Annotated in this window: 19 protein-coding genes and 1 pseudogene; 17 read left to right on the top strand and 3 right to left on the bottom strand. The window is 62.5% G+C overall.

Annotation, left to right across the window (positions count from 1 at the left end):
• Nucleotides 1-84: 84 nt before the first annotated feature.
• Nucleotides 85-1,098 carry a GlxA family transcriptional regulator gene (locus V8G57_RS15920; protein WP_342830202.1) on the bottom strand — a complete coding sequence of 338 codons (1,014 nt, stop codon included), beginning with the start codon at nt 1,096-1,098 and terminating at the stop codon, nt 85-87.
• Between the two features lie 464 nt (nt 1,099-1,562).
• Between V8G57_RS15920 and V8G57_RS15925 the strand changes: the two genes are divergently transcribed.
• From V8G57_RS15925 to V8G57_RS15975, 12 genes and pseudogenes are all read left to right on the top strand, one after another.
• Nucleotides 1,563-2,831: a serine hydroxymethyltransferase gene (locus V8G57_RS15925; RefSeq protein WP_342830203.1), complete on the top strand. Its 1,269-nt coding sequence runs from the start codon at nt 1,563-1,565 to the stop codon at nt 2,829-2,831.
• A 10-nt stretch (nt 2,832-2,841) separates the two neighbouring features.
• Complete coding sequence (locus V8G57_RS15930) at nt 2,842-3,813, top strand: dipeptidase (protein WP_342830204.1); 972 nt, start codon at nt 2,842-2,844, stop codon at nt 3,811-3,813.
• Nucleotides 3,814-3,841: 28 nt separating this feature from the next.
• Nucleotides 3,842-4,372 (top strand): DUF5943 domain-containing protein, encoded by a 531-nt coding sequence (locus tag V8G57_RS15935; RefSeq protein WP_092398166.1) that lies wholly within the window; start codon nt 3,842-3,844, stop codon nt 4,370-4,372.
• A 9-nt stretch (nt 4,373-4,381) separates the two neighbouring features.
• Nucleotides 4,382-6,445, top strand: coding sequence for an oxidoreductase (locus tag V8G57_RS15940; RefSeq protein WP_342830206.1), 2,064 nt, complete (start codon nt 4,382-4,384; stop codon nt 6,443-6,445).
• 2 nt (nt 6,446-6,447) lie between these two features.
• On the top strand, nt 6,448-8,370 hold the full coding sequence (locus tag V8G57_RS15945; RefSeq protein ID WP_342830207.1) for a (Fe-S)-binding protein: 1,923 nt from the start codon (nt 6,448-6,450) through the stop codon (nt 8,368-8,370).
• Nucleotides 8,371-8,372: 2 nt separating this feature from the next.
• Nucleotides 8,373-9,533 (top strand): electron transfer flavoprotein subunit alpha/FixB family protein, encoded by a 1,161-nt coding sequence (locus V8G57_RS15950; RefSeq protein ID WP_342830208.1) that lies wholly within the window; start codon nt 8,373-8,375, stop codon nt 9,531-9,533.
• Nucleotides 9,530-10,342 (top strand): electron transfer flavoprotein subunit beta/FixA family protein, encoded by an 813-nt coding sequence (locus V8G57_RS15955; RefSeq protein WP_342830209.1) that lies wholly within the window; start codon nt 9,530-9,532, stop codon nt 10,340-10,342. Before V8G57_RS15950 ends, V8G57_RS15955 begins: the two co-directional genes overlap by 4 nt.
• Before the next feature lie 48 nt (nt 10,343-10,390).
• Entirely contained in the window at nt 10,391-11,704 is a 1,314-nt protein-coding gene (locus V8G57_RS15960; RefSeq protein ID WP_425458287.1) for an aromatic ring-hydroxylating oxygenase subunit alpha, read from the top strand.
• A gap of 81 nt (nt 11,705-11,785) precedes the next feature.
• Nucleotides 11,786-12,530, top strand: a pseudogene (locus tag V8G57_RS15965) (FAD-binding oxidoreductase); the annotation flags it as partial.
• Between the two features lie 71 nt (nt 12,531-12,601).
• Nucleotides 12,602-12,835, top strand: coding sequence for a 2Fe-2S iron-sulfur cluster-binding protein (locus V8G57_RS26275; protein WP_425458292.1), 234 nt, complete (start codon nt 12,602-12,604; stop codon nt 12,833-12,835).
• A 93-nt stretch (nt 12,836-12,928) separates the two neighbouring features.
• Nucleotides 12,929-13,786 (top strand): glycine betaine ABC transporter substrate-binding protein, encoded by an 858-nt coding sequence (locus V8G57_RS15970; protein WP_092398178.1) that lies wholly within the window; start codon nt 12,929-12,931, stop codon nt 13,784-13,786.
• 133 nt (nt 13,787-13,919) lie between these two features.
• A complete protein-coding gene (locus tag V8G57_RS15975; protein ID WP_092398180.1) occupies nt 13,920-15,197 on the top strand; it encodes an amidohydrolase family protein in 1,278 nt (425 codons plus the stop codon).
• A 124-nt stretch (nt 15,198-15,321) separates the two neighbouring features.
• Here V8G57_RS15975 and V8G57_RS15980 read toward each other — a convergent pair whose 3' ends face one another.
• Nucleotides 15,322-16,200, bottom strand: a complete 879-nt coding sequence (locus V8G57_RS15980; RefSeq protein WP_342830212.1) for a TorF family putative porin — start codon at nt 16,198-16,200, stop codon at nt 15,322-15,324.
• A gap of 566 nt (nt 16,201-16,766) precedes the next feature.
• On the opposite strand from V8G57_RS15980, the gene V8G57_RS15985 reads away from it, so the two are divergent.
• The 5 genes from V8G57_RS15985 (at nt 16,767) to fdhA (ending at nt 22,426) form a co-directional block, all read left to right on the top strand.
• On the top strand, nt 16,767-17,957 hold the full coding sequence (locus tag V8G57_RS15985) for a quaternary amine ABC transporter ATP-binding protein (protein ID WP_092398184.1): 1,191 nt from the start codon (nt 16,767-16,769) through the stop codon (nt 17,955-17,957).
• On the top strand, nt 17,950-18,846 hold the full coding sequence (choW, locus tag V8G57_RS15990; RefSeq protein ID WP_425458288.1) for a choline ABC transporter permease subunit: 897 nt from the start codon (nt 17,950-17,952) through the stop codon (nt 18,844-18,846). Before V8G57_RS15985 ends, choW begins: the two co-directional genes overlap by 8 nt.
• A gap of 160 nt (nt 18,847-19,006) precedes the next feature.
• Entirely contained in the window at nt 19,007-20,062 is a 1,056-nt protein-coding gene (locus tag V8G57_RS15995) for a GlxA family transcriptional regulator (RefSeq protein ID WP_342830231.1), read from the top strand.
• Between the two features lie 162 nt (nt 20,063-20,224).
• Nucleotides 20,225-21,169 (top strand): choline ABC transporter substrate-binding protein, encoded by a 945-nt coding sequence (locus V8G57_RS16000; protein ID WP_425458289.1) that lies wholly within the window; start codon nt 20,225-20,227, stop codon nt 21,167-21,169.
• Between the two features lie 54 nt (nt 21,170-21,223).
• Nucleotides 21,224-22,426, top strand: coding sequence for a formaldehyde dehydrogenase, glutathione-independent (fdhA, locus tag V8G57_RS16005; protein WP_342830213.1), 1,203 nt, complete (start codon nt 21,224-21,226; stop codon nt 22,424-22,426).
• Between the two features lie 55 nt (nt 22,427-22,481).
• Here fdhA and V8G57_RS16010 read toward each other — a convergent pair whose 3' ends face one another.
• Complete coding sequence (locus tag V8G57_RS16010; RefSeq protein ID WP_342830214.1) at nt 22,482-23,570, bottom strand: threonine aldolase family protein; 1,089 nt, start codon at nt 23,568-23,570, stop codon at nt 22,482-22,484.
• Nucleotides 23,571-23,604 lie beyond the last annotated feature (34 nt).

Consider the following 23,604-nt stretch of genomic DNA (forward strand, 5'->3'; position numbering starts at 1 on the left):
ACACGATGGAGAACTGCTGTTTTGCAGATATAAAAACGGGCGCCAGAGGCGCCCGTTTTTTCTTCTCTCCCTGATGCTTCGCCGCTAAATGAAAACTGCCGCCTGCTGCGTTGGCGCTGCCAGCAAGGCCGCCGGAACCTGGCTGGGCTGCCGGCGCTCGGTGCTGGGCGCAACGCTGAATACTTCGCGATAGGTCTTGCTGAAATGGCAGGCAGACTGGAAACCGCAAGCCACCGTGATGCTGAGTATCGACATGTCGGTCTGGCGCAGCAGTTCGCGCGCCTTGCGCAGGCGCAGCGTCAGGTAATAATGGGTAGGCGACATGCCCATGTGTTCCTTGAACATGCGCTGCAGCTGGCGCGGCGATGAGTTCGACAACTGCGCCAGCTCGTCCAGCGACAAGGGTTCCTCTATATTTGCTTCCATCAGCGACACCACTTCCACCATGGCCGGGCGGGCAGATGTCATGCGCACCGTCAGCGGCACCCGCTGCTGGTCCTTGTGGTCGCGCACGTGCTCCAGGATGAATTGATCGGCAATCGCCGCAATCGTGGTCTTGCCGACCTGGGTCGAAATCAGGTTCAGCATCATGTCCAGCGGCGCTATGCCGCCGGTGCAGGTGATGCGGTCGCGATCGACGACAAACAGGTCCGGCGCGAAAGAAATCGCGGGATAGGTTTGTTTCAGGCTCGACAAGTTTTCCCAATGGGTGGCGCAAGTGTAGCCGTCCAGCAGGCCGGCCTTGGCCAAGGCGAAGGCGCCGGTGCACAGGCTGCCCAGGGTCAGGTCCTGGGTCGCCAGGTATTGCAGCAATTCCAGCGTGGCAGGGTTGACCGCGGCGTCGATGTCGGTGCCGCCGCAGACGAACACGACATCGGCGGCAGGGCATTGGTCGGCGCGGATGGTGGTCACGGAAAGGCCGTTGCTGGCTGTCACGTGGCCGCCTTCAGGGCTGACCACCGACCAGCGGTACAGGATCGTTCCTTCCAGGTAGTTGGCCATCCTCAGTACTTCGATGGCATTTGAAAATGCCAGCATCGTAAAGTTGTTGAGCGGCATGAAAGCAAAATGGGTGAAGGAAGAACTGCTTTTAGACATGACCTGCTCCGTTGGCAAACATCAGCGATGGACAATGTAACGTTGAAACGACTGAACAACAAATGCTTTCGGTTGTGCGTCGCAATAAGCATGCCAAGCCGACCAGATGATTTATTTTCAACGCTTGCGGCCGCCGGAAAAGAGGAAAAAGGCGCTGGCCGCAGACGCAGGATTTGATTTCCAGTGCATTGCCCCGACCCGTCTTCCCAGGCTGTGCAGGCGCAAAAAAATATTGCCGGCGATCCCGCTTTTTGTGCACGTGAACCATTTCGGCGCAAGCGGCGCGCCGGCCGTCGCCATGGCCGGCGGACCGGCCTGCAAACGGCGCTTGGCTAAAAGTGACGGCAATGTCGCAAATTGAAAGGTTCCCGTCAGATCAAGTCAATAGCGAGGAAGGGGCTGGGACAAAATGGTGTCAACCAACGAACCACTCACGACACCCTCTTTTTCCCAGGCATATACAAATGACACTTCCTGCATTTTCCCAGTCGCTGGCCCAACGCGACGCCGCGGTCAAGCAAGCCATCAACCTTGAACTGGAACGCCAGCAAAACCAGATCGAGATGATTGCTTCCGAAAACATCGTTTCGCGCGCGGTGCTGGAAGCGCAGGGCTCGGTGCTGACCAACAAGTATGCGGAAGGTTATCCCGGCAAGCGCTATTACGGCGGCTGCGAATTCGTCGACCAGGTGGAAACCCTGGCGCTGGAACGGGTCAAGCAGCTGTTCGGCGCCAGGTACGCCAATGTGCAGCCGCACTCCGGCGCCCAGGCTAACGGCGCCGTCATGCTGGCGCTGGTGAAACCGGGAGATACCGTGCTCGGCATGTCGCTCGACGCCGGCGGCCATTTGACGCACGGCGCGCGGCCGGCGATGTCGGGGAAATGGTTCAACGCCGTGCAATACGGCGTCAACCGCGATACTTACCTGATCGACTACGACGAAGTGGAAGCGCTGGCGAAACAGCACAAGCCGCGCCTGATCATCGCTGGTTATTCCGCCTACCCGCGCCAGCTCGATTTCGCCCGTTTCCGCGCCATCGCCGACAGCGTCGATGCGCTGCTGATGGTCGACATGGCGCATATCGCCGGACTGGTCGCGACCGGCCATCATCCAAGTCCGGTGCCGCATGCGCATGTGGTTACGTCGACCACGCACAAGACTTTGCGCGGTCCGCGCGGCGGCTTCGTGCTGACCAATGACGAGGACATCGCCAAGAAAATCAATTCCGCGGTGTTCCCCGGCTTGCAGGGCGGTCCCCTGATGCATGTCATCGCCGGCAAGGCGGTCGCCTTCGGCGAGGCGCTGGAGCCAGAGTTCAAGCAATACATCGCCAGCGTGGTGGCCAACGCCAAAGCCTTGGGCGAAGTGCTGCTGGCCGGCGGCGTCGACCTGGTGACCGGCGGCACGGAAAACCACCTGCTGCTGGTCGACCTGCGGCCGAAGGGTTTGAAGGGCACGCAAGTGGAGCATGCGCTGGAACGCGCCGGCATTACCTGCAACAAGAACGGCATCCCGTTCGATACCGAAAAGCCGACAGTCACCTCCGGTATCCGGCTCGGCACACCGGCCGGCACCGCGCGCGGTTTCGGCGTCGACGAGTTCCGCACCATCGGCCGCCTGACCGTCGAGATCTTCGATGCACTGGCGCGCAAGCCCGAGGGCGACGCCGAAGTCGAGCAGCGCGTGCTGGCTGAAGTACGCGCGCTGTGCAAGCGTTTCCCAATCTATTGAGGAGTCCGGCATGAGCAACCTGCACCAGCAAAGCCTGGTCATCGACGGCCTGAACATTTCCAAATGGGAGCGGCCGGTATTCGAAGACATGAAGAAGGGCGGCCTGAGCGCCGTCAACTGCACCATCTCGGTCTGGGAAAGTTTCCAGGGCACGGTCGGCAATGTGGTCGACATGAAGAACCTGATCCGCGACAACGCCGACCTGCTGACCCTGGTGCGCGGCGTCGACGATATCAGGCGCGCAAAAAAGGAAGGGCGCACCGGCGTCATCCTGGGTTTCCAGAACGCCCATGCGTTTGAAGACAACCTTGGCTATATCGAAGTGTTCGCCGAGCTGGGCGTGCGGGTGGTGCAGCTTTGCTACAACACCCAGAACCTGATCGGCACCGGCTGCTACGAGCGCGACGGCGGCTTGTCCGGTTTTGGCCGCGAGGTGATCGAAGAGATGAACCGGGTCGGCATCATGGTCGACCTGTCGCATGTCGGCGGCAATACCTCGACCGAAGCGATCCTGGCCTCGAAGAAACCGGTCTGTTATTCGCACTGCCTGCCGTCCGGCCTGAAACAGCATCCGCGCAACAAGAGCGACGAGCAGCTGAAATTCATCGCCGGCCATGGCGGCTTCATCGGCGTCACCATGTTCCCGCCTTTCCTCAAGCGCGGCAGCAGCGCCAATGTCGACGACTACGTGGAAGCCTTCGATTACATCATCAACCTGGTCGGCGACGATTGCGTCGGCATCGGCACCGATTTCACGCAAGGCTACGGCAAGCCGTTCTTTGAATGGCTGACGCACGACAAGGGCCGCCATCGCCGCCTGACCGATTTCGGCACGGTGATCAATCCTGAAGGTTTTCGCACCATAGGCGATTTCCCCAACCTGACCAGCGCGATGGAACGCGCCGGCTGGAAAGAAAGCCGCATACGCAAGGTGCTGGGCGAAAACTGGCTGCGGGTTTTCGGCGAAGTCTGGAACGATTGAACGTCAAGCAAGATACCGAGGAGTAGCGATGCAACCCCAATTGCCGATTGAAGTCGACGCCAGCACCGGCGTCTGGACTACCGACAAACTGCCGATGCTGTATGTCCCGCGCCATTTTTTCACCAACAACCATACCGCGGTGGAAGCCGCGCTGGGACGCGAAGAATATGCCGAGATCCTGTACCAGGCCGGCCACAAGTCCGCCTATTTCTGGTGCGAAAAGGAAGCCAGGCAGCACGGCATGTCCGGCCTCGACGTCTACAAACATTACCTGAAGCGCCTGTCGCAGCGCGGCTGGGGCCTGTTCTCTTTCACCGAGGTAGATGCGGCCAAGGCCAGCGCCAGCATCAAGCTGCTCAATTCATCGTTCGTGCTGCAGCAGCCGGAAGCGCACGGCAAGCTTTGCTACATGTTCGCCGGCTGGTTTGCCGGCGCCATGGACTGGGTCTCCGACACCACCGGCAATCCGTTGCGCTCGAGCTGCAGCGAAACCCAGTGCGGCGGCGAAGGCCACGATCATTGCGTGTTTACAGTCACGGCAGTCGCCGCTCAGGGATAGATACAGACCATGCGTTATCCGACTTTGTTTTCGCCGTTGACCCTGAACCAGGTGACCCTGCGCAACCGGGTAGTCAGCACCGCCCACGCAGAGGTGTACGCGGAAGCCGGCGGCTTGCCGGGCGAACGCTATATACGGTATTACGAAGAAAAGGCCAAGGGCGGCCTGGGGCTGGCGATTTGCGGCGGCTCCAGCACGGTTTCCATCGACAGCCCGCAAGGCTGGTGGAAATCGGTCAACCTGACCACCGACAAGGTGATCGAGCCTTTGTCGCGGCTGGCGGAGGCCATGCACCGGCACGGCGCCAAGATCATGATCCAGGCTACCCACATGGGGCGCCGCACGGCATGGCATGGCGAGAACTGGCCGCACCTGGTCAGCCCGTCGGGGATCCGCGAACCGGTCCATCGCGGCAACGCCAAGATCATCGAGATTGAAGAAATCCGCCGCATCGTCGCCGACTTTGCCGCTGCCGCCAAACGCGTCAAGCAGGCCGGCATGGACGGCATCGAGATTTCCGCCGCCCACCAGCAGCTGATCGACCAGTTCTGGAGTCCGCGCGTCAACCAGCGCAGCGACGAATACGGCGGCAGCCTGGAAAACCGCATGCGCTTCGGCATTGAAGTGCTGACCGCGGTGCGGGAAGCGGTCGGCAGCGATTTCTGCGTTGGCCTGCGCATGTGCGGCGACGAGTTCCATGAAGACGGCGTCGATCACGAAACCGCCAAGGAAATCGCGCAAGCGATGTCGGCCAGCGGCCTGGTCGATTTCCTGAGCGTGGTCGGCTCCGGCGCCGATACCCACAATACCCTGGCCAACTGCATGCCGCCGATGGCGCTGCCGCCGGAACCGTTTGTCCACCTGGCGGCCGGCATCAAGGCGGTGTCCAAGGTGCCGGTGATGCACGCGCAAAGCATACGCGACGCCGGCCAGGCGGAACGCATACTGTCTTCCGGCATGGTCGACCTGGTAGGCATGACGCGCGCGCAGATCGCCGATCCGCACATGGTGATCAAGATCCGCGACGGCCGTGAAGACGAAATCAAGCAATGCGTGGGCGCCAACTACTGCATCGACCGCCAGTACAACGGGCTCGACGTGCTGTGCGTACAGAACGCCGCGACCTCGCGCGAACAAAGCATGCCGCACCAGATCGCCAGGAGCCGTGGCCCGAAACGCAAGGTAGTAGTGGTGGGAGCCGGCCCCGCTGGACTGGAAGCAGCGCGGGTGGCGCGTGAACGCGGCCACGATGTAGTGCTGTTCGAGCGCAGCGATGTCGTCGGCGGCCAGATCAACCTGGCGGCCAAGGCGCCGCAGCGCGAGCAGATGGCCGGCATCGTGCGCTGGTTCGACATGGAAACCAGGCGCCTCGGCGTCGACCGCCGGCTGGGCGTGGATGCCGATGAAGCGATGATCATGGCCGAACAGCCGGATATCGTGGTGCTGGCGACCGGCGGCAGCAATTACACCGGCCAGGTTGCGGCCTGGGGCATTGCCGAGGGCCTGTCGGTCAGTTCCTGGGATATCCTGCAAGGCCGCGTCGCGCCCGGCAAGAACGTGCTGGTGTACGACGGCATCAGCACCCACGCCGGTTTCGGCGTCGCCGATTTCCTGGCCAGCCGCGGCAGCCTGGTGGAAATCGTCACGCCCGACGTCAAGATCGCCGACGACACCGGCGGCACCACTTTCCCGATTTTCTATCGCCGCCTGTATGCGCAAGGCGTGATCCCGACGCCGAACTACTGGCTGGACCGGGTCTACGCCGAGGGCGACAAGAAGGTCGCGGTGCTGCGCAACGAATACACCGAGATACAGGAAGAGCGGGTAGTCGACCAGGTGGTGATTGAAAACGGCATCCTGCCCAACGATCATCTGTACTGGTCGCTCAAGCCGCAATCGCTCAACCGCGGCCAGATCGACGTCAACAAGCTGTTCGCCGCCGAGCCGCAGCCGGCCTTGGCGGAAACCCTGGGCGGCGGCCGCTTCCTGCTGTTCCGGGTCGGCGACTGCATCTCCATGCATAACATCCACGCAGCGATCTACGATGCGCTGCGCCTGTGCAAGGATTTCTGACCATGGGCGCCCTGGCTTCTTCTCTCAACCACGCCATCACCGTGCTGTTCTGGCTGTCGGTGGCGGGATTGTCTGCCGGCCTGGCGCGGCGGGCTGCCTTGTGGCGCGCCGGCCGCGACGCCTCGGTATCCTGGCTGGGCCTGCTGGCGATTCCAAAGCGCTATTTTGTCGACCTGCATCATGTGGTGGCGCGCGATCCCTATATTGCCCGCACCCACGTGGCGACCGCCGGCGGCGCGATAGCGGCGATGGCGCTGGTGGCGGTCAATTACGGCCTGATGCTGTATGCCTCGGCGCTGGACAAGGCGATCGGCCTGTTTGCGCTGGTCATGCTGGCCGGCGTGCTGTTCGTCTGGCACCGGCGCCGCACGCCGCCGGCGCGCTTGTCGCGCGGCGCCTGGATGCGTTTGCCCTGGATGCTGGCGGCGTTTGCGCTGGGTTTGCTGGCGCTGGGCCTGCTTCCCTTGCAATTGATGTCAGGCTTGTGCGCGCTGGTGACCGTGCTGCTGCTGGGATTGGGCGCTTGGACCTTGACCGTGGGCGCGGCCCGCGGCGGGCCGATGAAACACGCGCTGGCCGGCCTGCTGCACCTGGCGTTCCATCCGCGCCAGGAACGGTTCAAGCAAGATTTCACACATGACGGCAAAGGCACACCGGTTACCGCGCTCAAGCCGCTCAAGCTGGAGCAGGGCGAGCTGGGCGTCGGCAAGCCGGTCGAGTTTCGCTGGAACCAGCTGCTGGGTTTCGATGCCTGCGTCCAGTGCGGCAAGTGCGAAGCGGCGTGTCCGGCCTTCGCCGCCGGCCAGCCTTTGAACCCGAAGAAGCTGATACAAGACATGGTGACCGGCATGGCCGGCGGCAGCGACGCCGATTTTGCCGGCAGCCCGTATCCCGGCATTCCGCTTGGCAAGCATCAAGGCCGGCCGCTGGATGCGATCGTGCCGGGCCTGGTCTCTCCCGAGACCCTGTGGTCCTGCACCACCTGCCGCGCCTGCGTGCAGGAATGCCCGATGCTGATCGAGCATGTCGACGCCATTGTCGACATGCGGCGCCACCAGGCCTTGCAGTTCGGCGAGGTGCCTGGCAAGGGTCCGGAAGTGCTGGCGAACCTGCGCGAGACCGGCAGCGCCGGCGGCTTTGACCTGGGCGTGCGCTACAACTGGGCGATCGACCTCGGCGTGCGGCAGATCGTTCCCGGCCAGGCGGTCGACGTGTTGCTGATGGTGGGCGAGGGCGGTTTCGACATGCGCTACCAGCGCAGCTTGCGCGCGCTGGTCAAGGTGCTGCAGGCTGCGGACGTGGATTTCGCCGTGCTGGGCTCGCTGGAAACCGACACCGGCGACGTAGCCCGCCGCCTGGGCGACGAAGCGACGTTCCAGGGAATGGCGCAGCACATGATTGCCCAGTTGTCTGCTTTCACCTTCAAGCGGATTGTCACTGCCGATCCGCATGTCATGCACTGCCTGCGCAACGAATATCCGGCGTTCGGCGGCCGCTACGAGGTTTTTCATCACACCACCTTCATGGCGGCGCTGGTGAGTTCCGGAAAAATCAAGCCGAGGGTTGAACCGGCCCCCGGCAGCGACCAGCGTTTCACCTATCACGATCCGTGCTACCTGGGACGCTACAACGGCGAGATCGAAGCGCCGCGCGAACTGCTCAAGATGCTGGGCCTGCCGCTGCACGAGATGGAGCGCAACGGCATGCGCGGGCGCTGCTGCGGCGGCGGCGGCGGCGCGCCCCTGACCGATATCCCCGGCAAGCAGCGCATTCCCGACATCCGCATCCATGACGCCCGCGCCGTGCGCGCCGATACGGTGGTGGTGGCTTGTCCGAATTGCACTGCGATGCTGGAAGGCGTGGTAGGGCCGCGCCCGGAAGTGCGCGACATCGCCGAACTGCTGGCCGCGGCACTGGAGAATTGACGATGGACATGGCGATACAAAACAGCGTCAGGCGCATCAACCCGCGCCGTCCATTCAGCATCAATGCCGATGGCGTCAAGCGTATCGTGCTGGGCCAGCTTGGCGACAGCGGCGGCAGCCAGGTCGCGCTGCAAAGCCAGCCGCACCAGGCTGCAAAACCTGTGCGCCTGGCCGCCGATGCCGTGACCACAGGCTGCCTGCTGGCGGTGGCGCACAGCGATCGCGGCGCGCTGGATGAGCACGCGCGCCAGGCGGTGGCTGCCGCGGCGCTGCTGGCCGACGGCGCGACCGAAGTGGCGCTGCTGGTGTTCGGCGGCCTGGACGACGACGCCGCCGCGCTGGGTGTCGACCGCTGCGTCGTGCTGCCGCAATATGGCAACCATGCGTTTGCGCCGGAAGCGGAACTTGCAGCGCTGCAGGCTTTGATGGAAACATTGCAGCCAGCCCATGTGTTCATAGCCGACGATGGCGTCGCCGGCAGCGACCTCGGTCGGCGCCTGGGCGCGGCCGGGACCGCGGCCAGCATCGCTACCCATGTGGTCGAAATCAGCAAGTGCGGCCTGGCGGCCTACCGCCAGCAAGGCAGCATGCTGGCTCGGCGCAGCCTGGCGCAGGTGGTCCTGCTGGAAACCGATGTCGTGGATGCGCGTTTGCCTTTCCTCGGGCGCGGACAGGTCGCTGGCGAGCTGAGCGCGGCCATCGGCGTCAAGGCGGAGGCGGAAAAATCATCCAGTCCATTCCTGGATCTCGGCAGCAAGACCATGGCGGCATCGCAGATGGCGCTGGATGAAGCCGATTTCATCGTCTCGGCGGGCAACGGCGTTGACGATGTCGCGCTGTTCAATTCGCTGGCAAATGCGCTGGATGCGGCGGTAGGCGCAAGCCGGGTCGCGGTCGACGACGGCAAATTCCAGCGCGACAAGCAGATCGGCGCTACTGGCAAGACCGTCAGCGCCAGCGCCTACCTGGCCTTCGGCATTTCCGGCGCGGTCCAGCACCTGCAGGGCATCAAGGATTGCCGCCATGTGATCGCGGTCAACCTGGACGCCAGCGCGCCGATGATCAAGCGCGCCGACCTCAGCATCATCGGCGACGCCCAGGAATTGATGACGGCGCTGCTGGACCAGGTGCGGCAAGCCCGCAGCATGGAGGGCGGATCATGAACCAGGCTGTCATCAAACGGATTGCCGTGCTGGTGTCGATAGGCCGCCATCCGGTCAGCGGCGTGCCGCGCTACAGCCGTAACGATGCCGCCGCGCTGGACATGGCCGGCAAGCTGGCGCAGCGCTCGGCTGGAACCAGCATCGATGTGATCCATGCCGGCGACGCCGGCAATCCAGCCCTGCCTGAATACCTGGCGTTGGGTGCGGCTAGCATCACCCTGATCGAAGCCGCGGCGTCGCGGGACGTATTGCCGGCATTGCAATCACAGCTGCAGGCTCAGTTGCAACCATATGACCTGGTGCTGTGCGGCAGCCGTGCCGAAGGCGGGGCGGCTAGCGGCATGCTGCCTTACCTGCTGGCGGCGCGCCTGGGCCTGCCGTTGCTGGCCGGCGTGGTTGCCGTGACGCCGGACCGGGACCGGGACAGCATCGTCGCCCAGCAATACCTGCCCAAGGGCCGGCGCCGTGAAGTAGCGCTCAAGCTGCCGGCCCTGATGACAGTCCATCCGCTGGCGCCAAACGGCTTGCGTTATGCCTACGCCAGGTTGCGTAGCGGCGAAATCAGGAAGCAGGCGTTTTCTGCTGCCGCGGCGGCGAGCGGCGATAGCGCCGGGGAATGGACGGTCGAACCTGCCAAAGCCGTGCCGCGCAAGCTGGTCGCGCCTGAAAAGCGCTCCGGCCATGCCCGCATGCAAGCCGCCACCGTGAGCGAAAGCCGCGGCGGCAAGGTGGTCCAGGACGGCAGCGCGGCCGACAAGGCGCAAGTGGTGCTGGTCTATCTGCGCGAGCATCGCCTGGTCGCTTATTGATTTTATAAATGGGTTTGCAACCGGATTTGCAAAGCGGCGGTTCCATCAATGCAATGCATGGAGAAACAATTGAAAGTATCCAAAGAGATTCAATCACTGATCGCCGGACGCCTGCCTGGCCATAGCCTGGATGCGCCGTTTTACCTGAGCCCGGAAATCTTCGACCTGGATATCCGGGAGATTTTCAGCAAGCACTGGATCCATGTGGCGGTCGAGCCGGATATTCCCGAGCCGGGCGATTACGTCACGGTCGAGATCGGCCTCAATTCCATCGTGGTGGTGCGTGACGACGACATGTCGGTGCGTGCTTATCACAATGTATGCCGCCATCGGGGCGCGCGTTTGTGTTCTGAACACAAGGGTTCGGTGGGCAACCTGGTCTGCCCTTATCACCAGTGGACTTACAACCTGGACGGACAGCTGATCCATGCCGACCACATGGGCGAGAAATTCGACCGCAGCAAGCACGGCCTGAAGCCGGTGCACGTCGAGAACCTGGCGGGCCTGATATTCATCTGCCTGGCGGAACAGCCGCCGCAGGATTTTGCGGTCATGCGCGACGCCATGGCGCCCTATCTGCTGCCGCACGGGCTGCAGGACTGCAAGATCGCCAAGCAGGTCGATCTGATCGAGGAGGGCAACTGGAAGCTGACCATGGAAAACAATCGCGAATGCTATCACTGCGCGAGCAATCATCCTGAGCTGACCGCCTCGCTGTTCGAGTTCGGTTTCGGCTACCAGTCGGCGCCTGGCAATGCAGAACAGATCGCCGAATTCGATCGCCTGGCCGCGCAGCGCTGCGCCGAATGGGAGCAGGGCGGCTTGCCGTCGGCGGAGATAGAGCGGCTGGACGAACTGGTGACCGGCTTCCGCACCCAGCGCCTGCCGCTGGACCGCGCCGGCGAATCGCAGACGCTGGACGGCAAGGTCGCTTCCGGCAAGCTGCTGGGACAGTTCGAACGCGCCGACCTGGGCGGCCTGTCATTCTGGACCCAGCCGAATTCCTGGCACCACTTCATGAGCGACCATATCGTCAGTTTTTCGGTCTTGCCCTTGTCGGCGGAACGCACCCTGGTGCGCACCAAATGGCTGGTGCACAAGGATGCGCGCGAAGGCATCGACTACCAGCTCGACAACCTGACCGCGGTGTGGAACGCCACCAACGACCAGGACAAGCGACTGGTCGAGCTGTCGCAGCAAGGAGCACGCAGCGCAGCCTATCAGCCCGGTCCTTATTCGCCGTTTACCGAGGGCCTGGTCGAGAAATTCTGCAGCTGGTACATCGGCCGCTTGTCGGCCGGCCTGGCTGCCGGTCCAGGCACGGGCTCGGCAACCGTCATAGCGATCGCCGTGGAGAATTGATTGAAAGCCGAAATATTGCCAGGGCCGGTCATGGATACTTATAAACTGAATCGCCGGAATTTCTGGGACAGCATGCCGCCGCTGTGGAACAGCGACAGCGAAGAGATGCTGGCCTGCTGCCAGGTGCGGCCAGAGACGCACGATGTAAAGAGTTTTTTCTTCGCCGCGCCCGGCGGCGGCGCCTTTGCGTTCCAGCCCGGCCAGTTCATCACGCTGGAGCTGGAAATCAACGGCGAAGCGATCAACCGCTGCTACACCATTTCATCCTCGCCGGCACGGCCGCACACGATTTCGATCACGGTCAAGCGGGTTCCCGGCGGGCCGGTCTCGAACTGGCTGCATGACAATCTCAAGGCCGGCGACAAGCTCAAGGTGCTGCGCGCAGCCGGCGAATTTACCTGCGCTGTCCATCCGGCGGAAAAATACCTGTTCCTCTCGGCCGGCTCGGGCATCACGCCGCTGATGTCGATGTCGCGCGCGCATCATGACCTGTGCGATGACCGGGACATCGTTTTCGTCCACAGCGCGCGCACGCCGGACGACATCATCTTCGAACGCGAGCTGAGCCTGATCGCCGCCAGCCAGCAGAATTTCCGCACGCGCTTCATCTGCGAGCGGCTGGGCCAGCGGCGCGACTGGTCGGGTCCGACCGGCATGCTGTCGCTGGCGGCGCTGAAGCTGATGGCGCCCGATTTCATGGAGCGGGAAATCTTCGTCTGCGGCCCCGCGCCTTACATGAAAGCGGTGCGCGGCATGCTCGACGAAGCCGGTTTCGACCGTGCCCGCTACCATGAAGAAAGTTTTTCCTTCGAGGCGTTGCAACAGGAGAGCCAACCGCAGGCAACGCCAGAAAACGCGCCGACAGCAACCGGCTTCGAAGTCAATTTCCAGAAAAGCATGCGCCAGATCACCTGCGGTCCGCAGCAGCATGTGCTGGACGCCGCCCGCAACGCAGGCGTCCGCCTGGCATCCTCATGCGCCCAAGGCATGTGCGGCACCTGCAAGGTCAAGCTGGTGTCCGGAACGGTAGACATGCAGCACAAAGGCGGCATCCGCCAACGCGAAATCGACCAAGGCATGGTGCTCCTCTGCTGCAGCAAACCGCTAAGCAACCTGGTCGTAGACAAATAATTAGGGTCAGAGTCGAATTGTTTTTAAAATTAATTCGACTCTGACCCTAATTAAAGCAGCAGCACCGATTGGAATATATTGAAGGGGTTGAGCATGAGTCTGATACGAAAATTATGTTGGCTGATCGTTGCGCTGGCGTGCGTGGCTGGTGCGGGAGGGGCGGCGGCGGATGGCAAGCCGGGGATCAAGATCGGCTATGTGGAAGGATGGTCGGACAGTGTGGCGACTACTTATGTCGCGGCGCAGATCATCCGGCAGCACTTGGGGTATGAGGTCAAGCTGGTGCCGGTTTCCGCCGGACTGATGTGGCAGGGCGTGGCGCGTGGCGACCTGGACGCTACCATGTCGGCCTGGCTGCCGGTGACGCAGGGTGCGTATTACGAGAAGCTGAAGGACAAGGTGGTGAACCTGGGGGTGAATTATCCGGGCGCCAGGATCGGGCTGATCGTGCCTGCTTACGTGAATGCCGGCAGCATTGCCGATCTGCCTGCGCAGAAGGCTGCGTTCGAGGGACGCATCGTCGGCATCGATGCCGGCGCCGGGGTCATGACCAAGACGGAACTGGCGATAAAGGACTACGGGCTGGATTACAAGCTGGTGCCTAGTTCGGGCAGCGGCATGGTGGCCGAGCTGGAGCGTTCGATCCGCAACAACAAGGCGATTGCGGTGACCGGCTGGGTGCCGCACTGGATGTTCGCCAAGTGGAAACTCAAGTTCCTGGACGATCCAAAAAAGGTCTACGGCGAAGCCGAGCATGTCGACAGCATCGCCAATCCTGGCCTGGAAGCGAAGGCCAGGCCGGTCAACGATCTGCTGAAGCGTTTCTCATGGCAGCCGGGCGAAATCGACAGCGTCATGCTGGCCATTGAAAACGGCGCCAAGCCGGAAGCGGCGGCCAAGCAATGGGTCGATGCGCATCCGCAGCGCGTCAGCCAGTGGCTGCAGAAGTAGAGCGCTCAGGTTTTAAAGCAGGGTGACGCGGCGCTAGCGTTGTCATCGGATTTCCTTTGGCGTTACTATGGTCCATCGCTGTGCCGGTATCATGCCCGGCAGTCGGCCATGTAGCGCAGTTAAAAGGATGCCTATGGACCTGCTTATTCGTAATGCCACGCTGCCGGACGGCAGGAGCGGTGTTGATATCGCCATGGCCGACGGCCGCATCCAGGCAGTCGGCTCGGCGCTCGCGGTCAGCGCCGCCCAGGAGATCGATGCCGGCGGCAACCTGGTGACGCCGCCGTTGGTCGATGCGCATTTTCATATGGATGCCACCCTCAGCTATGGGCTGCCGCGCGTTAACAGCTCCGGTACGCTGCTGGAAGGAATCGCGCTGTGGGGCGAGCTGAAACCGGTGCTGACGCAGGAAGCGCTGGTCGCCAGGGCAATGCAATATTGCGACTGGGCCGTGGCGCGCGGCTTGCTGGCGATCCGCTCGCATGTCGATATCTGCGACGACCGCTTGCTTGCGGTAGAAGCGCTGCTGCACGTCAAGCGCCAGGTGGCGCCTTACCTTGACTTGCAGTTGGTGGCGTTTCCGCAAGATGGACTGTTGCGCAGCCCAAGCGCGTTTGCCAACCTGAAGCGAGCGATTGCCATGGGAGTCGATGTGGTCGGCGGCATCCCGCATTTTGAACGCACCATGGCCGACGGCGCCGAGTCGGTCCGCCTGCTGTGCGAGTTTGCCGCGGAAAAGGGCTTGCGCGTCGACATGCATTGCGACGAATCGGACGACCCCATGTCGCGTCATATCGAAACCCTGGCATTTCATGCGCAGCGGCTGGGGTTGCAAGGTCGGGTGACAGGATCGCACCTGACCTCAATGCATTCGATGGACAACTACTATGTCAGCAAGCTGCTGCCGCTGATCCGCGAAGCGGGGGTGGCGGCGATCGCCAATCCTCTGATCAACATCACCTTGCAGGGCCGGCATGACAGCTATCCGAAACGCCGCGGCATGACCCGCGTGCCGGAAATGCTGGCGGCCGGCATCGATGTCGCTTTCGGCCACGATTGCGTGATGGATCCCTGGTACAGCCTGGGCTCCGGCGACATGCTGGAGGTGGCGCACATGGGCCTGCACGTGGCGCAGATGACCGGGCAGGAAGCGATGCACGCCTGTTTCCTGGCCGTGACGGAAACGCCGGCGCGGATACTCGGCCTGAGCGGCTACGGTTTGACGCCTGGCTGCAACGCCGACCTGGTGGTGCTCGATGCGCGCAGCACGGTCGAAGCGATCAGGCTGCGTGCCGGCAGAAGATATGTGATCCGGCGCGGCAAGGTCATCAGCCAGTCGCCGGCAATACAGGCTACGCTGGCGCTGCCGGGCCGGCCGGCAACGGTCGATTTCCGCTTGCATCCCGGTTGAGCGAGGACGCCTGGAGCAGGCTGTTGAAAAGAACCGAAGCCATGCGCATCCGATGACTTCGGCAATGCGCCTCGCGTTTGCCGGAGCAGCATTTTTCTCGCGAAGCGACCGGGGACCTGGACGATCAGAAGGTCTTGGTCAGCGACAGCACCAGCGTCGTGGCCAGCGGGTTGGATACCTCGGCCTGGCCCGCCGAATTCAGCACGCCGGTGGTGTAGTGGTCATAAACGCCATTCTTGCCCCAGCCTTTGGTGACCGCGCCGGCGACAGTCCAGCCGCCGTCAAACGCCTTGGACAGGGCGATTTTGCCGTCCTGGAAACTGTAGGCAGAGAAATTCCTCACCCGCTCGTTGCCGTAGTGCAGCAGCAGGCTGTAGCCGCTGCCGAGGTCGAACGTGCCGTTCAGGTCCAGGTAGCCCGAGCCGCGGCTGTGCTGGCCGCTGCCTATGCCTAGCGTTGCGCTGTTGTAGCCGAAATAGTCAGGGGTGTAAGTCAGCCAGTATTTGACGTTGAACCACTTGTAGGTCAGCGAGGCGACCGCTTCGCCGTAGTTGTATTTGGTTTTTGCAAACGACGCCTCGGCGCCGGGGTAGAGGTAATAGTAGATCTGCCCGGTGTAGGTGAAATCGCCGGCGGTGCCGGTGTAACCGCCGTACAGGTCCCACTCGACCGAACCGCCTTCGATGAAATGGTCGCTGACGGTCGACATCCAGGTGCCGGCAAACAGGCCGCTCGGATGCGCATAGTCAAAGCCGCCCTGGATCGCCGGCTTGCCCCAGGTCTGGCGGAAGCCGCGCGACACGTATTGCGAGGCGATGGTGACGTTGGCGGTGAACGGCGATGCAGGTGCGGCAGCCGATGCTGCGGCAGCCGGTGCCGCGGCGGCCGGCGCCGTAGCGGCGCTGCTGTCGATGGCCTGGGCCGATGCCGGCAACTGGAAACTGAATGCGACGGCCGCGGCAAGCCACGGGTAACTGCGGGTCCTGCTGGATTTCTGAAGCATGCTGGCAACTCCCCTTTTGGTGTATTTCCATTTTGATATCAATCGCCTGTCTTGCCGATTGCGCCTTCGCGATATCGTGATAGCAAGCGATTGCAGCAACAGGAAACAAGGCTGTGCGGCTCGCTCGGTTTTATTGCTCGCTTCGATACCTGCAGATAATTATTGTCCCGGCAGGAAAACCTAACTCCCTGCAATTGCGACTAAAAATGATGGAATTGCGACATAAAAAAATCGACTGGTGACGGACAGGCAATGGCTAGTCATGGCACGACAAGTGCTTCGTCGTTTTTGATTAAGTGCTTGTCGTAAATCGTCATCCGGCAAAAAACCTTTGTCGCGACTATGTGAATAACGTAAGACGAATTTTTCTCATGGATTTCCCGCCGTCGTAAGGGCGCCGGGCAACGCGTTGCCGCTTGTCTTCCCAGCCGTGCTGCACATACACTCTGCAGCAGTGGATTTGAAACAAGCGGGCAAGGACGGCCAGACCCGCACGCTAGCGATTTGTTGCAGTGAGGAATGATCCCGGCTGCAATAGCGTCGAATGCACAATCAGGAGACAGGTAATGAAGTCTGCAAAAGTAGTAGTTGACCGTTTGTACAAGGTCTTCGGCAATAACCCGCAGTCAGCCTTGGACATGCTGGAGAGAGGGCAGTCGAAAGACCAGATATTTGCCGAGACCGGGCAGGTGGTCGGCGTGCAAAACGTGTCGTTCGAGGTGCAGGAGGGCGAGATATTCGTGCTGATGGGCTTGTCCGGTTCGGGCAAGTCGACCCTGATCCGGCTGATCAACCGCCTGGTCGATCCCAGCGCCGGCAATGTCCTGGTGGATGGCCAGAACGTGGCGCAGATGACGAATTCGCAATTGATCAAGCTGCGCCGGCGCGACATGAGCATGGTGTTCCAGTCGTTTGCGCTGATGCCGCACCGGACGGTGTTGTCGAATGCCTGCTTCGGCCTGGAAGTGGCCGGGGTCGGCAAGAAAGAGCGCGAGCGCCGCACCATGGCGGTGCTGGAGCAGGTCGGCCTGGCGTCGTTCGCCAACAAGCTGCCGTGCGAACTGTCGGGCGGCATGCAGCAGCGGGTCGGCCTGGCGCGCGCGCTGGCGGTCAACCCGTCGCTGATGATCATGGATGAGGCGTTCTCCGCGCTCGATCCGCTCAAGCGCAAGGAAATGCAGGACGTGCTGCTGGATTTGCAAAAGGAACAGCAGCGCACCATCATTTTTGTCTCGCACGACCTGGAAGAAGCGCTGCGCATCGGCAGCCGCATCGCCATCATGGAGGGCGGCCGGCTGGTGCAGGTCGGCACCGCCCAGGAAATCATCGACCATCCTGCCGAAGAATATGTGCGCGCCTTTTTCGACGGCGTCGACACCAACCGCTATCTTACCGCCGGCGACCTCATGCAAACCGATGCCGTGCCTCTGGTGGCTTCCGCCGGCGAGGTGCAGGCCAACGGCGACCTGTACCGCAGCAGCCGCTCCGATTATGCCTTCGTGGTGGACGCCGCGCGCAAGGTGCAAGGCATCGTTGCCACGCGCCGCCATGCCGACGCCAGCGGCAACCTGCAGCTGAACGGGCTGGACCGCATCGACGTGATCCATCACCGCAGCAACCTGGAAGATGTGATGGACCGGCTGATCAGCAGCCGCAGTCCATTGCCGGTAGTGGACGGCGACGGCTGCTATTGCGGCGCGATCAGCCAGTCCATGGTGCTCCAAGCTTTGTCAAAATCCCGAGGTTCGCATGTCTGAACATCTTCCGCTGGGACGCTGGGTCGACCAGTTCGTCCATTACATACTCGATAAGCACGGCAACAGTTTCGACAGCTTCGGCAATGCCATCAGCTGGTTTGCCGAAACCATCGAGCACGGCCTGCAGGTTTTGCCGCTCTGGCTGCTGATGGGCTTTTTCATCGTGCTGGGTATCTGGCGCGTCGGCTTCAAGTTCGCGCTGTTCACCGTGGTGTCTTTCTTCGTCATCTATAACACAGGGTTCTGGGACCAGACCATCGTCACCCTGGGGCTGACCATTTCATCGACCCTGATCAGCCTGGCGCTGGGCATCCCGGTCGGGGTCTGGGCCGCCAAGAGCAAGCGGGTGGCGATGGTGGTGCGTCCCATCCTGGACCTGATGCAGACCATGCCGGCCTTCGTCTACCTGATCCCGGCCGCCATGATGTTCGGCCTGGGCCGGGTGCCGGGCATATTGTCCACCGTGATTTTTGCGATGCCGCCGGCGGTGCGCCTGACCGCGCTCGGCATCCGCCAGGTCAACAGCGAGATCGTCGAAGCCGGCCAGGCTTTCGGCTGCACCGGCTGGCAGCTGCTGTACAAGGTGCAGTTCCCGAACGCCTTGCCGTCGATCATGGCCGGCATCAACCAGACCATCATGATGGCGCTGTCGATGGTGATCATCGCTTCCATGGTGGGCGCCGGCGGCCTCGGCAACGATGTGCTGGCCAGCATCCAGCGGCTCGACATCGGCCTCGGCTTCGAGAGCGGCCTGAGCGTGGTGCTGCTGGCGATCATCCTCGACCGCATCACCGAAAGTTTCGGCCGCACGCCGGAAGCCGGCAAGGTGCAGCGCTTTTTCCGGCTGCGCAAATGGTTTCGCAAGAGCCCTGCGCTGGTCGCTGGCTAAGGGCAGGGGAAAAGGGCGGCAACAGATAGCAGCAACAGATAGCAGCAACAGATAGCAGCAACGTGATCCGCGCGCCGGAGGTCCGGTGCCGGTAGCCATAGATGGAGGCAGGATGTCTTCGTACCAAGCCGCTTCGAAACCGGGAACGCCGTCAACGCCCATGCTGCCGCCAGGCGCCGCGCCGGCGCCGGTGCTGCACTTCGGTTTCCTGACCTTGCCGAATTTCTCGATGATTGCTTTCGCCAGTGCGATCGAAGTTTTGCGCATGGCCAATTACATCAGCCGCCAGACCCTGTACCGCTGGTCGGTGATCAGCGTCGACGGCGCGCCGGCGCAGGCCAGCAACGGCTTGCCGATTACGCCGACGCTGACCCTGGAGCAGGCCGGCACGCCGGATATCCTGTTTGTCTGCGGCGGCGTCAAGATCCACGAGGCGGTCAACGACAAGCTGAACGCCATGCTGGCCCAGCTGGCGCGGCGCAACGTCAAGCTGGGCGGCATCTGCACCGGCAGCTACGCGCTGGTCAAGGCCGGCCTGATGAACGGCTACCAGTGCGCCATCCACTGGGAAAACATTTCCGCCCTGCGCGAAGAATTTCCGCGCGTGCTGTTTACCGAGGGACTGTTTGCGGTAGACCGCGACCGCCTTACCTGTTCCGGCGGCACCGCGCCCATCGACCTGATGCTGAACCTGACCGCCAACCGCTACGGCAAGACGCTGGCGGCCGAGATTTCCGAGCAGTTCATCCTGGAGCGCATACGCGACGGCGCTTACCAGCAGCATATCCCGATTGCCGCACGGCTCGGCTTCAGCCGCAAGGAGTTGATCGAAGTCGCCAGGCTGATGGAAACCCACATCGAAGAAACCCTGTCCTTTGAAGAAATCGCCAGGCTGGTGGGCTTGTCGCAACGCCAGCTGCAGCGCATGTTCAAGTATTACCTGGACGTCACGCCTACCCACTATTACCTGCAGCTGCGCTTGCGGCGCGCGCGCGAGCTGCTGCTGCAGACCACCATGTCGATCATGAGCGTGACGGTGGCTTGCGGGTTCCAGTCGTCCTGCCATTTCAGCAAGGCGTACCGCAACCAGTTCGGCCGCTCCCCCAGCAGCGAACGGCACCTGCGCCATCCCTACCTGTCCGCGGTCGACGAACTGCCGCCTTTGCCGGCCTTGCCGCTGGCGGTGGACGAGCTGTTTGACGCCGGCAGGCAATAGCATGTCGCAATCGGTCTAAAGCCCAGCCCGGATGCGATGTAATTTCTTACCTGTACCGGTACGCATGATTTATTCCTGTTGCGTCTGCGTGCATGCCCTTTCCATTCATCTTGTGCCGATGCCTGCATCGGACTGCCGTCTTTGTTTCAGGAGAAAAAAGCAATGAAATCATTCAGATTGATGGTCGCCGGCGCCGGCGTGGCGTGCAGCCTGCTGGCGCCGGTGCAGGCGCAGGAACCGAAATCGTGCCAGATCGTGCGTTTCGCCGATGTCGGCTGGACCGACATCGCCGCCACCACCGGGCTGGCTTCCGCCGTGTACGAGGGCCTGGGTTACCACACCAGCAAGACCATCGCCTCGGTGCCGATCACCTTTGCCGGCGTAAAGAACAAGCAGATCGACCTGTTCCTCGGTTACTGGGCGCCCACCATGGATCCCATCATTGCCCCCTTCGTCAAGGAAAAATCGCTCAAGGTATTGCCTACGCCGAACCTGACCGGCGCCAAATACACGCTGGCGGTGCCGACCTATGCTTACGATGCCGGCCTCAAGACGTTCGCCGATATCGCCAGGTACTCGAAAGAGCTGGACGGCAAGATCTACGGCATCGAGCCCGGCAACGACGGCAATGCGCTGATCCAGGGCATGATCAGCAAGAACCAGTTCAACCTGAAGAATTTCAAGATGGTGGAATCGAGCGAGGCCGGCATGCTGATCGAGCTGGGGCGGGCGGTCAAGCAAAAGAAATGGATCGTGATCCTGGGCTGGGAACCGCATCCGATGAATGTACAGCAAAAGATCAGCTACCTGAGCGGCGGCGACGATGTGTTCGGTCCCAACTACGGCGAGGCCAAGGTGTACACCGTGGCGGCCAACGACTATGCGGCGCGCTGTCCGAACGCGGACAAGCTGGCCGGCAACCTGCAGTTTTCCACCGGCATCGAAAACCAGCTGATGGGACGCATCATGGACAAATCCGATCCCAAGGCCGCGGCCAAGGAATGGCTGAAAAAGAATCCCGAGATCCTGGACAAGCTGCTGGCCGGGGTCAAGACCTTCGACGGCAAGGACGGCCTGCCGGCGGTCAAGACCTCGCTGGGGCTGTAACGGCGTAACGTTTTCCGGCTTCCATCTTCATAATTAATAACTGGAGGAGACACAATGTCTGAAAATCGTGGCGTGGTTTATATCGAGCAGGGCAAGGTCGAAATACAGTCGATCCCTTTTCCCAAGCTCGACAATCCGCAAGGCAAGAAAATCGAGCATGGCGTGATCCTGAAAGTGGTTTCCACCAACATCTGCGGCTCCGACCAGCACATGGTGCGCGGCCGCACTACCGCCCAGGCCGGGCTGGTGCTGGGCCATGAAATTACCGGCGAAGTGATCGAGGTCGGTTCCGATGTCGAAACCATCAGGAAGGGCGACCTGGTTTCGGTACCCTTCAACGTCGCCTGCGGCCGCTGCCGCACTTGCAAGGAACAGCACACCGGCGTCTGCGAAACCGTCAATCCGGCGCGCGCCGGCGGCGCTTACGGTTACGTCGACATGGGCGGCTGGATAGGCGGCCAGGCCGAGTATGTGATGGTGCCTTACGCCGACTTCAATTTGCTGCGTTTTCCCGACAAAGAACAAGCGATGGGCAAGATCCGCGACCTGACCTGCCTGTCGGATATCCTGCCCACCGGCTACCACGGCGCGGTGACGGCCGGGGTCGGCCCCGGCGCCACGGTGTATGTCGCCGGCGCCGGTCCGGTCGGCCTGGCTGCGGCAGCCTCGGCGCGCTTGCTGGGAGCGGCGGTGGTGATCGTCGGCGACGTCAATCCGCTGCGGCTGGTGCATGCGCGCAGCGTCGGTTTTGAAACGGTCGACCTGTCCCTCGATGCGTCGCTGGGCGACCAGATCACGCAGATCCTGGGCGTGCCGGAAGTGGATTGCGCGATCGACTGCGTCGGTTTCGAGGCGCGCGGCCACGGCCACGCCGGGGCGCAGTCGGAAGCGCCGGCGACCGTGCTCAATTCGCTGATGGAGGTGACCCGCGTGGCCGGCAAGATCGGCATTCCGGGACTGTACGTGACCGACGATCCGGGCGCCGTCGACAGCGCCGCCAAGCGCGGCAGCTTGAGCATCCGCCTTGGACTGGGCTGGGCCAAGTCGCACAGCTTCCATACCGGGCAGACGCCGGTGATGAAATACAACCGGCAGCTGATGCAGGCGATCCTGTGGGACCGCATCAAGATCGCCGAGATCGTCGGCGTTGAAGTCATCACCTTGGACCAGGCGCCGGCCGGTTACCAGCAGTTCGATGCCGGCGCGCCGAAGAAATTTGTCATCGATCCGCATCGCTTGCTGCAAAAAGCCGCCTGAGCAATATCGGCTTGATGGCCTGCTGATGGCTGTTTTTTACGCCGTCAGGGGCCGCTCACGCAGGCGCCAGCAGCGCCTGGAACTGGTCCAGGATCGCGGCAATCCTGTCGTCGGACAAAGACAGCAGCGCCTCTCCCACATACCACTCGACATGGCTCTGCTGCGGCAAGGCCGCATGCCTGGCTTCGCCGAACAGCCAGACGCCGTGCTCCCTGGCCAGCTGGTCACGCGCGGCATTCGCTGCCTCGCGGCCGACAGGCAGGTAGAGATGCAGCATGTTGCAATGCGGCTGCCGCGGATTGACCTGCCACAGCGGGTAGCGCGCCAGCAGCTGGTACAGCTGCCGGGTGCGCTGCAGGTAGGCCGGCATGCGCGCCAGTTTTTCATCGAAGCGCATTGCCGCCGCCACTACATAGGGTGAGCGCTGGTAGACGTTGCCGCCCAGCCGTTTCATCCATGCCGAGGTGCGGCCGATGAAATCGCGGCTGCCCAGCAGCATGGCGCCGCCCAGGCCGCCGATGCCCTTGTAGAACGAGACGTACGCGCTGTCGAAGCCGGCCGCCACGCTGTCCAGCGGTTTGCCGTAGCCGGCAGCTGCTTCCCACAGGCGGGCGCCGTCCAGGTGCAGGTGAATGTGTTGTTCGCGGCAATATCGCTTGACCGCCTCCAGTTCTTCCCATGCCGGCAGCTGGCCGCCGATTTCACGCATGGGCAGCTCGTACAGCGCAGCTCCCAGGCGGTCAGGGATGGCTTTCAGGTCATCGACCGTCCATGGCCGGTGCGGATTGCCGACATTGAGCGCGGTGAAATGGTCGAGCAGCTGGTAATTGCTGCTTTCGTGCAGCAAGACATGCGCGGTGGGATGCAGCGCCACCAGCGGATTGTTCCTGTCCTGGCCGGCGATGCGAAGCGCGACGGCCTGGGCAAGCGTCCCGGTAATCACGAAGCGGGCCGCCTCGAAACCCAGCAGCGCCGCAACCTTGTTTTCGAAATCCTGGAGCAGGGCGCCTTCGCCGTAGCTGTCGTGCTGGATGCCGTGCGCCTGGCACCAGGCGGCCATCTCGGCAAAATCCTGGGCGGCAGGACGCGGTGCGGCGCCGGAAAAGAAGGTATGGCATTGATTGCGCAGATCGGCGTTTGACATGGTGTGCGGCTCAGGCCCGTGGGCCAGGGTTAGG

Source organism: Collimonas rhizosphaerae, assembly GCF_038896935.1.
GTDB lineage: Bacteria > Pseudomonadota > Gammaproteobacteria > Burkholderiales > Burkholderiaceae_D > Collimonas > Collimonas rhizosphaerae.

What these genes read in the sequence shown, in the direction of transcription:
- V8G57_RS15920 (WP_342830202.1), bottom strand. Translation starts at nt 1,098, where the DNA reads ATGTCTAAAAGCAGTTCTTCCTTCACCCATTTTGCTTTCATGCCGCTC.
- V8G57_RS15925 (WP_342830203.1), top strand. Translation starts at nt 1,563, where the DNA reads ATGACACTTCCTGCATTTTCCCAGTCGCTGGCCCAACGCGACGCCGCG.
- V8G57_RS15930 (WP_342830204.1), top strand. Translation starts at nt 2,842, where the DNA reads ATGAGCAACCTGCACCAGCAAAGCCTGGTCATCGACGGCCTGAACATT.
- V8G57_RS15935 (WP_092398166.1), top strand. Translation starts at nt 3,842, where the DNA reads ATGCAACCCCAATTGCCGATTGAAGTCGACGCCAGCACCGGCGTCTGG.
- V8G57_RS15940 (WP_342830206.1), top strand. Translation starts at nt 4,382, where the DNA reads ATGCGTTATCCGACTTTGTTTTCGCCGTTGACCCTGAACCAGGTGACC.
- V8G57_RS15945 (WP_342830207.1), top strand. Translation starts at nt 6,448, where the DNA reads ATGGGCGCCCTGGCTTCTTCTCTCAACCACGCCATCACCGTGCTGTTC.
- V8G57_RS15950 (WP_342830208.1), top strand. Translation starts at nt 8,373, where the DNA reads ATGGACATGGCGATACAAAACAGCGTCAGGCGCATCAACCCGCGCCGT.
- V8G57_RS15955 (WP_342830209.1), top strand. Translation starts at nt 9,530, where the DNA reads ATGAACCAGGCTGTCATCAAACGGATTGCCGTGCTGGTGTCGATAGGC.
- V8G57_RS15960 (WP_425458287.1), top strand. Translation starts at nt 10,391, where the DNA reads ATGCAATGCATGGAGAAACAATTGAAAGTATCCAAAGAGATTCAATCA.
- V8G57_RS26275 (WP_425458292.1), top strand. Translation starts at nt 12,602, where the DNA reads ATGCGCCAGATCACCTGCGGTCCGCAGCAGCATGTGCTGGACGCCGCC.
- V8G57_RS15970 (WP_092398178.1), top strand. Translation starts at nt 12,929, where the DNA reads ATGAGTCTGATACGAAAATTATGTTGGCTGATCGTTGCGCTGGCGTGC.
- V8G57_RS15975 (WP_092398180.1), top strand. Translation starts at nt 13,920, where the DNA reads ATGGACCTGCTTATTCGTAATGCCACGCTGCCGGACGGCAGGAGCGGT.
- V8G57_RS15980 (WP_342830212.1), bottom strand. Translation starts at nt 16,200, where the DNA reads ATGCTTCAGAAATCCAGCAGGACCCGCAGTTACCCGTGGCTTGCCGCG.
- V8G57_RS15985 (WP_092398184.1), top strand. Translation starts at nt 16,767, where the DNA reads ATGAAGTCTGCAAAAGTAGTAGTTGACCGTTTGTACAAGGTCTTCGGC.
- choW (WP_425458288.1), top strand. Translation starts at nt 17,950, where the DNA reads ATGTCTGAACATCTTCCGCTGGGACGCTGGGTCGACCAGTTCGTCCAT.
- V8G57_RS15995 (WP_342830231.1), top strand. Translation starts at nt 19,007, where the DNA reads ATGCTGCCGCCAGGCGCCGCGCCGGCGCCGGTGCTGCACTTCGGTTTC.
- V8G57_RS16000 (WP_425458289.1), top strand. Translation starts at nt 20,225, where the DNA reads ATGAAATCATTCAGATTGATGGTCGCCGGCGCCGGCGTGGCGTGCAGC.
- fdhA (WP_342830213.1), top strand. Translation starts at nt 21,224, where the DNA reads ATGTCTGAAAATCGTGGCGTGGTTTATATCGAGCAGGGCAAGGTCGAA.
- V8G57_RS16010 (WP_342830214.1), bottom strand. Translation starts at nt 23,570, where the DNA reads ATGTCAAACGCCGATCTGCGCAATCAATGCCATACCTTCTTTTCCGGC.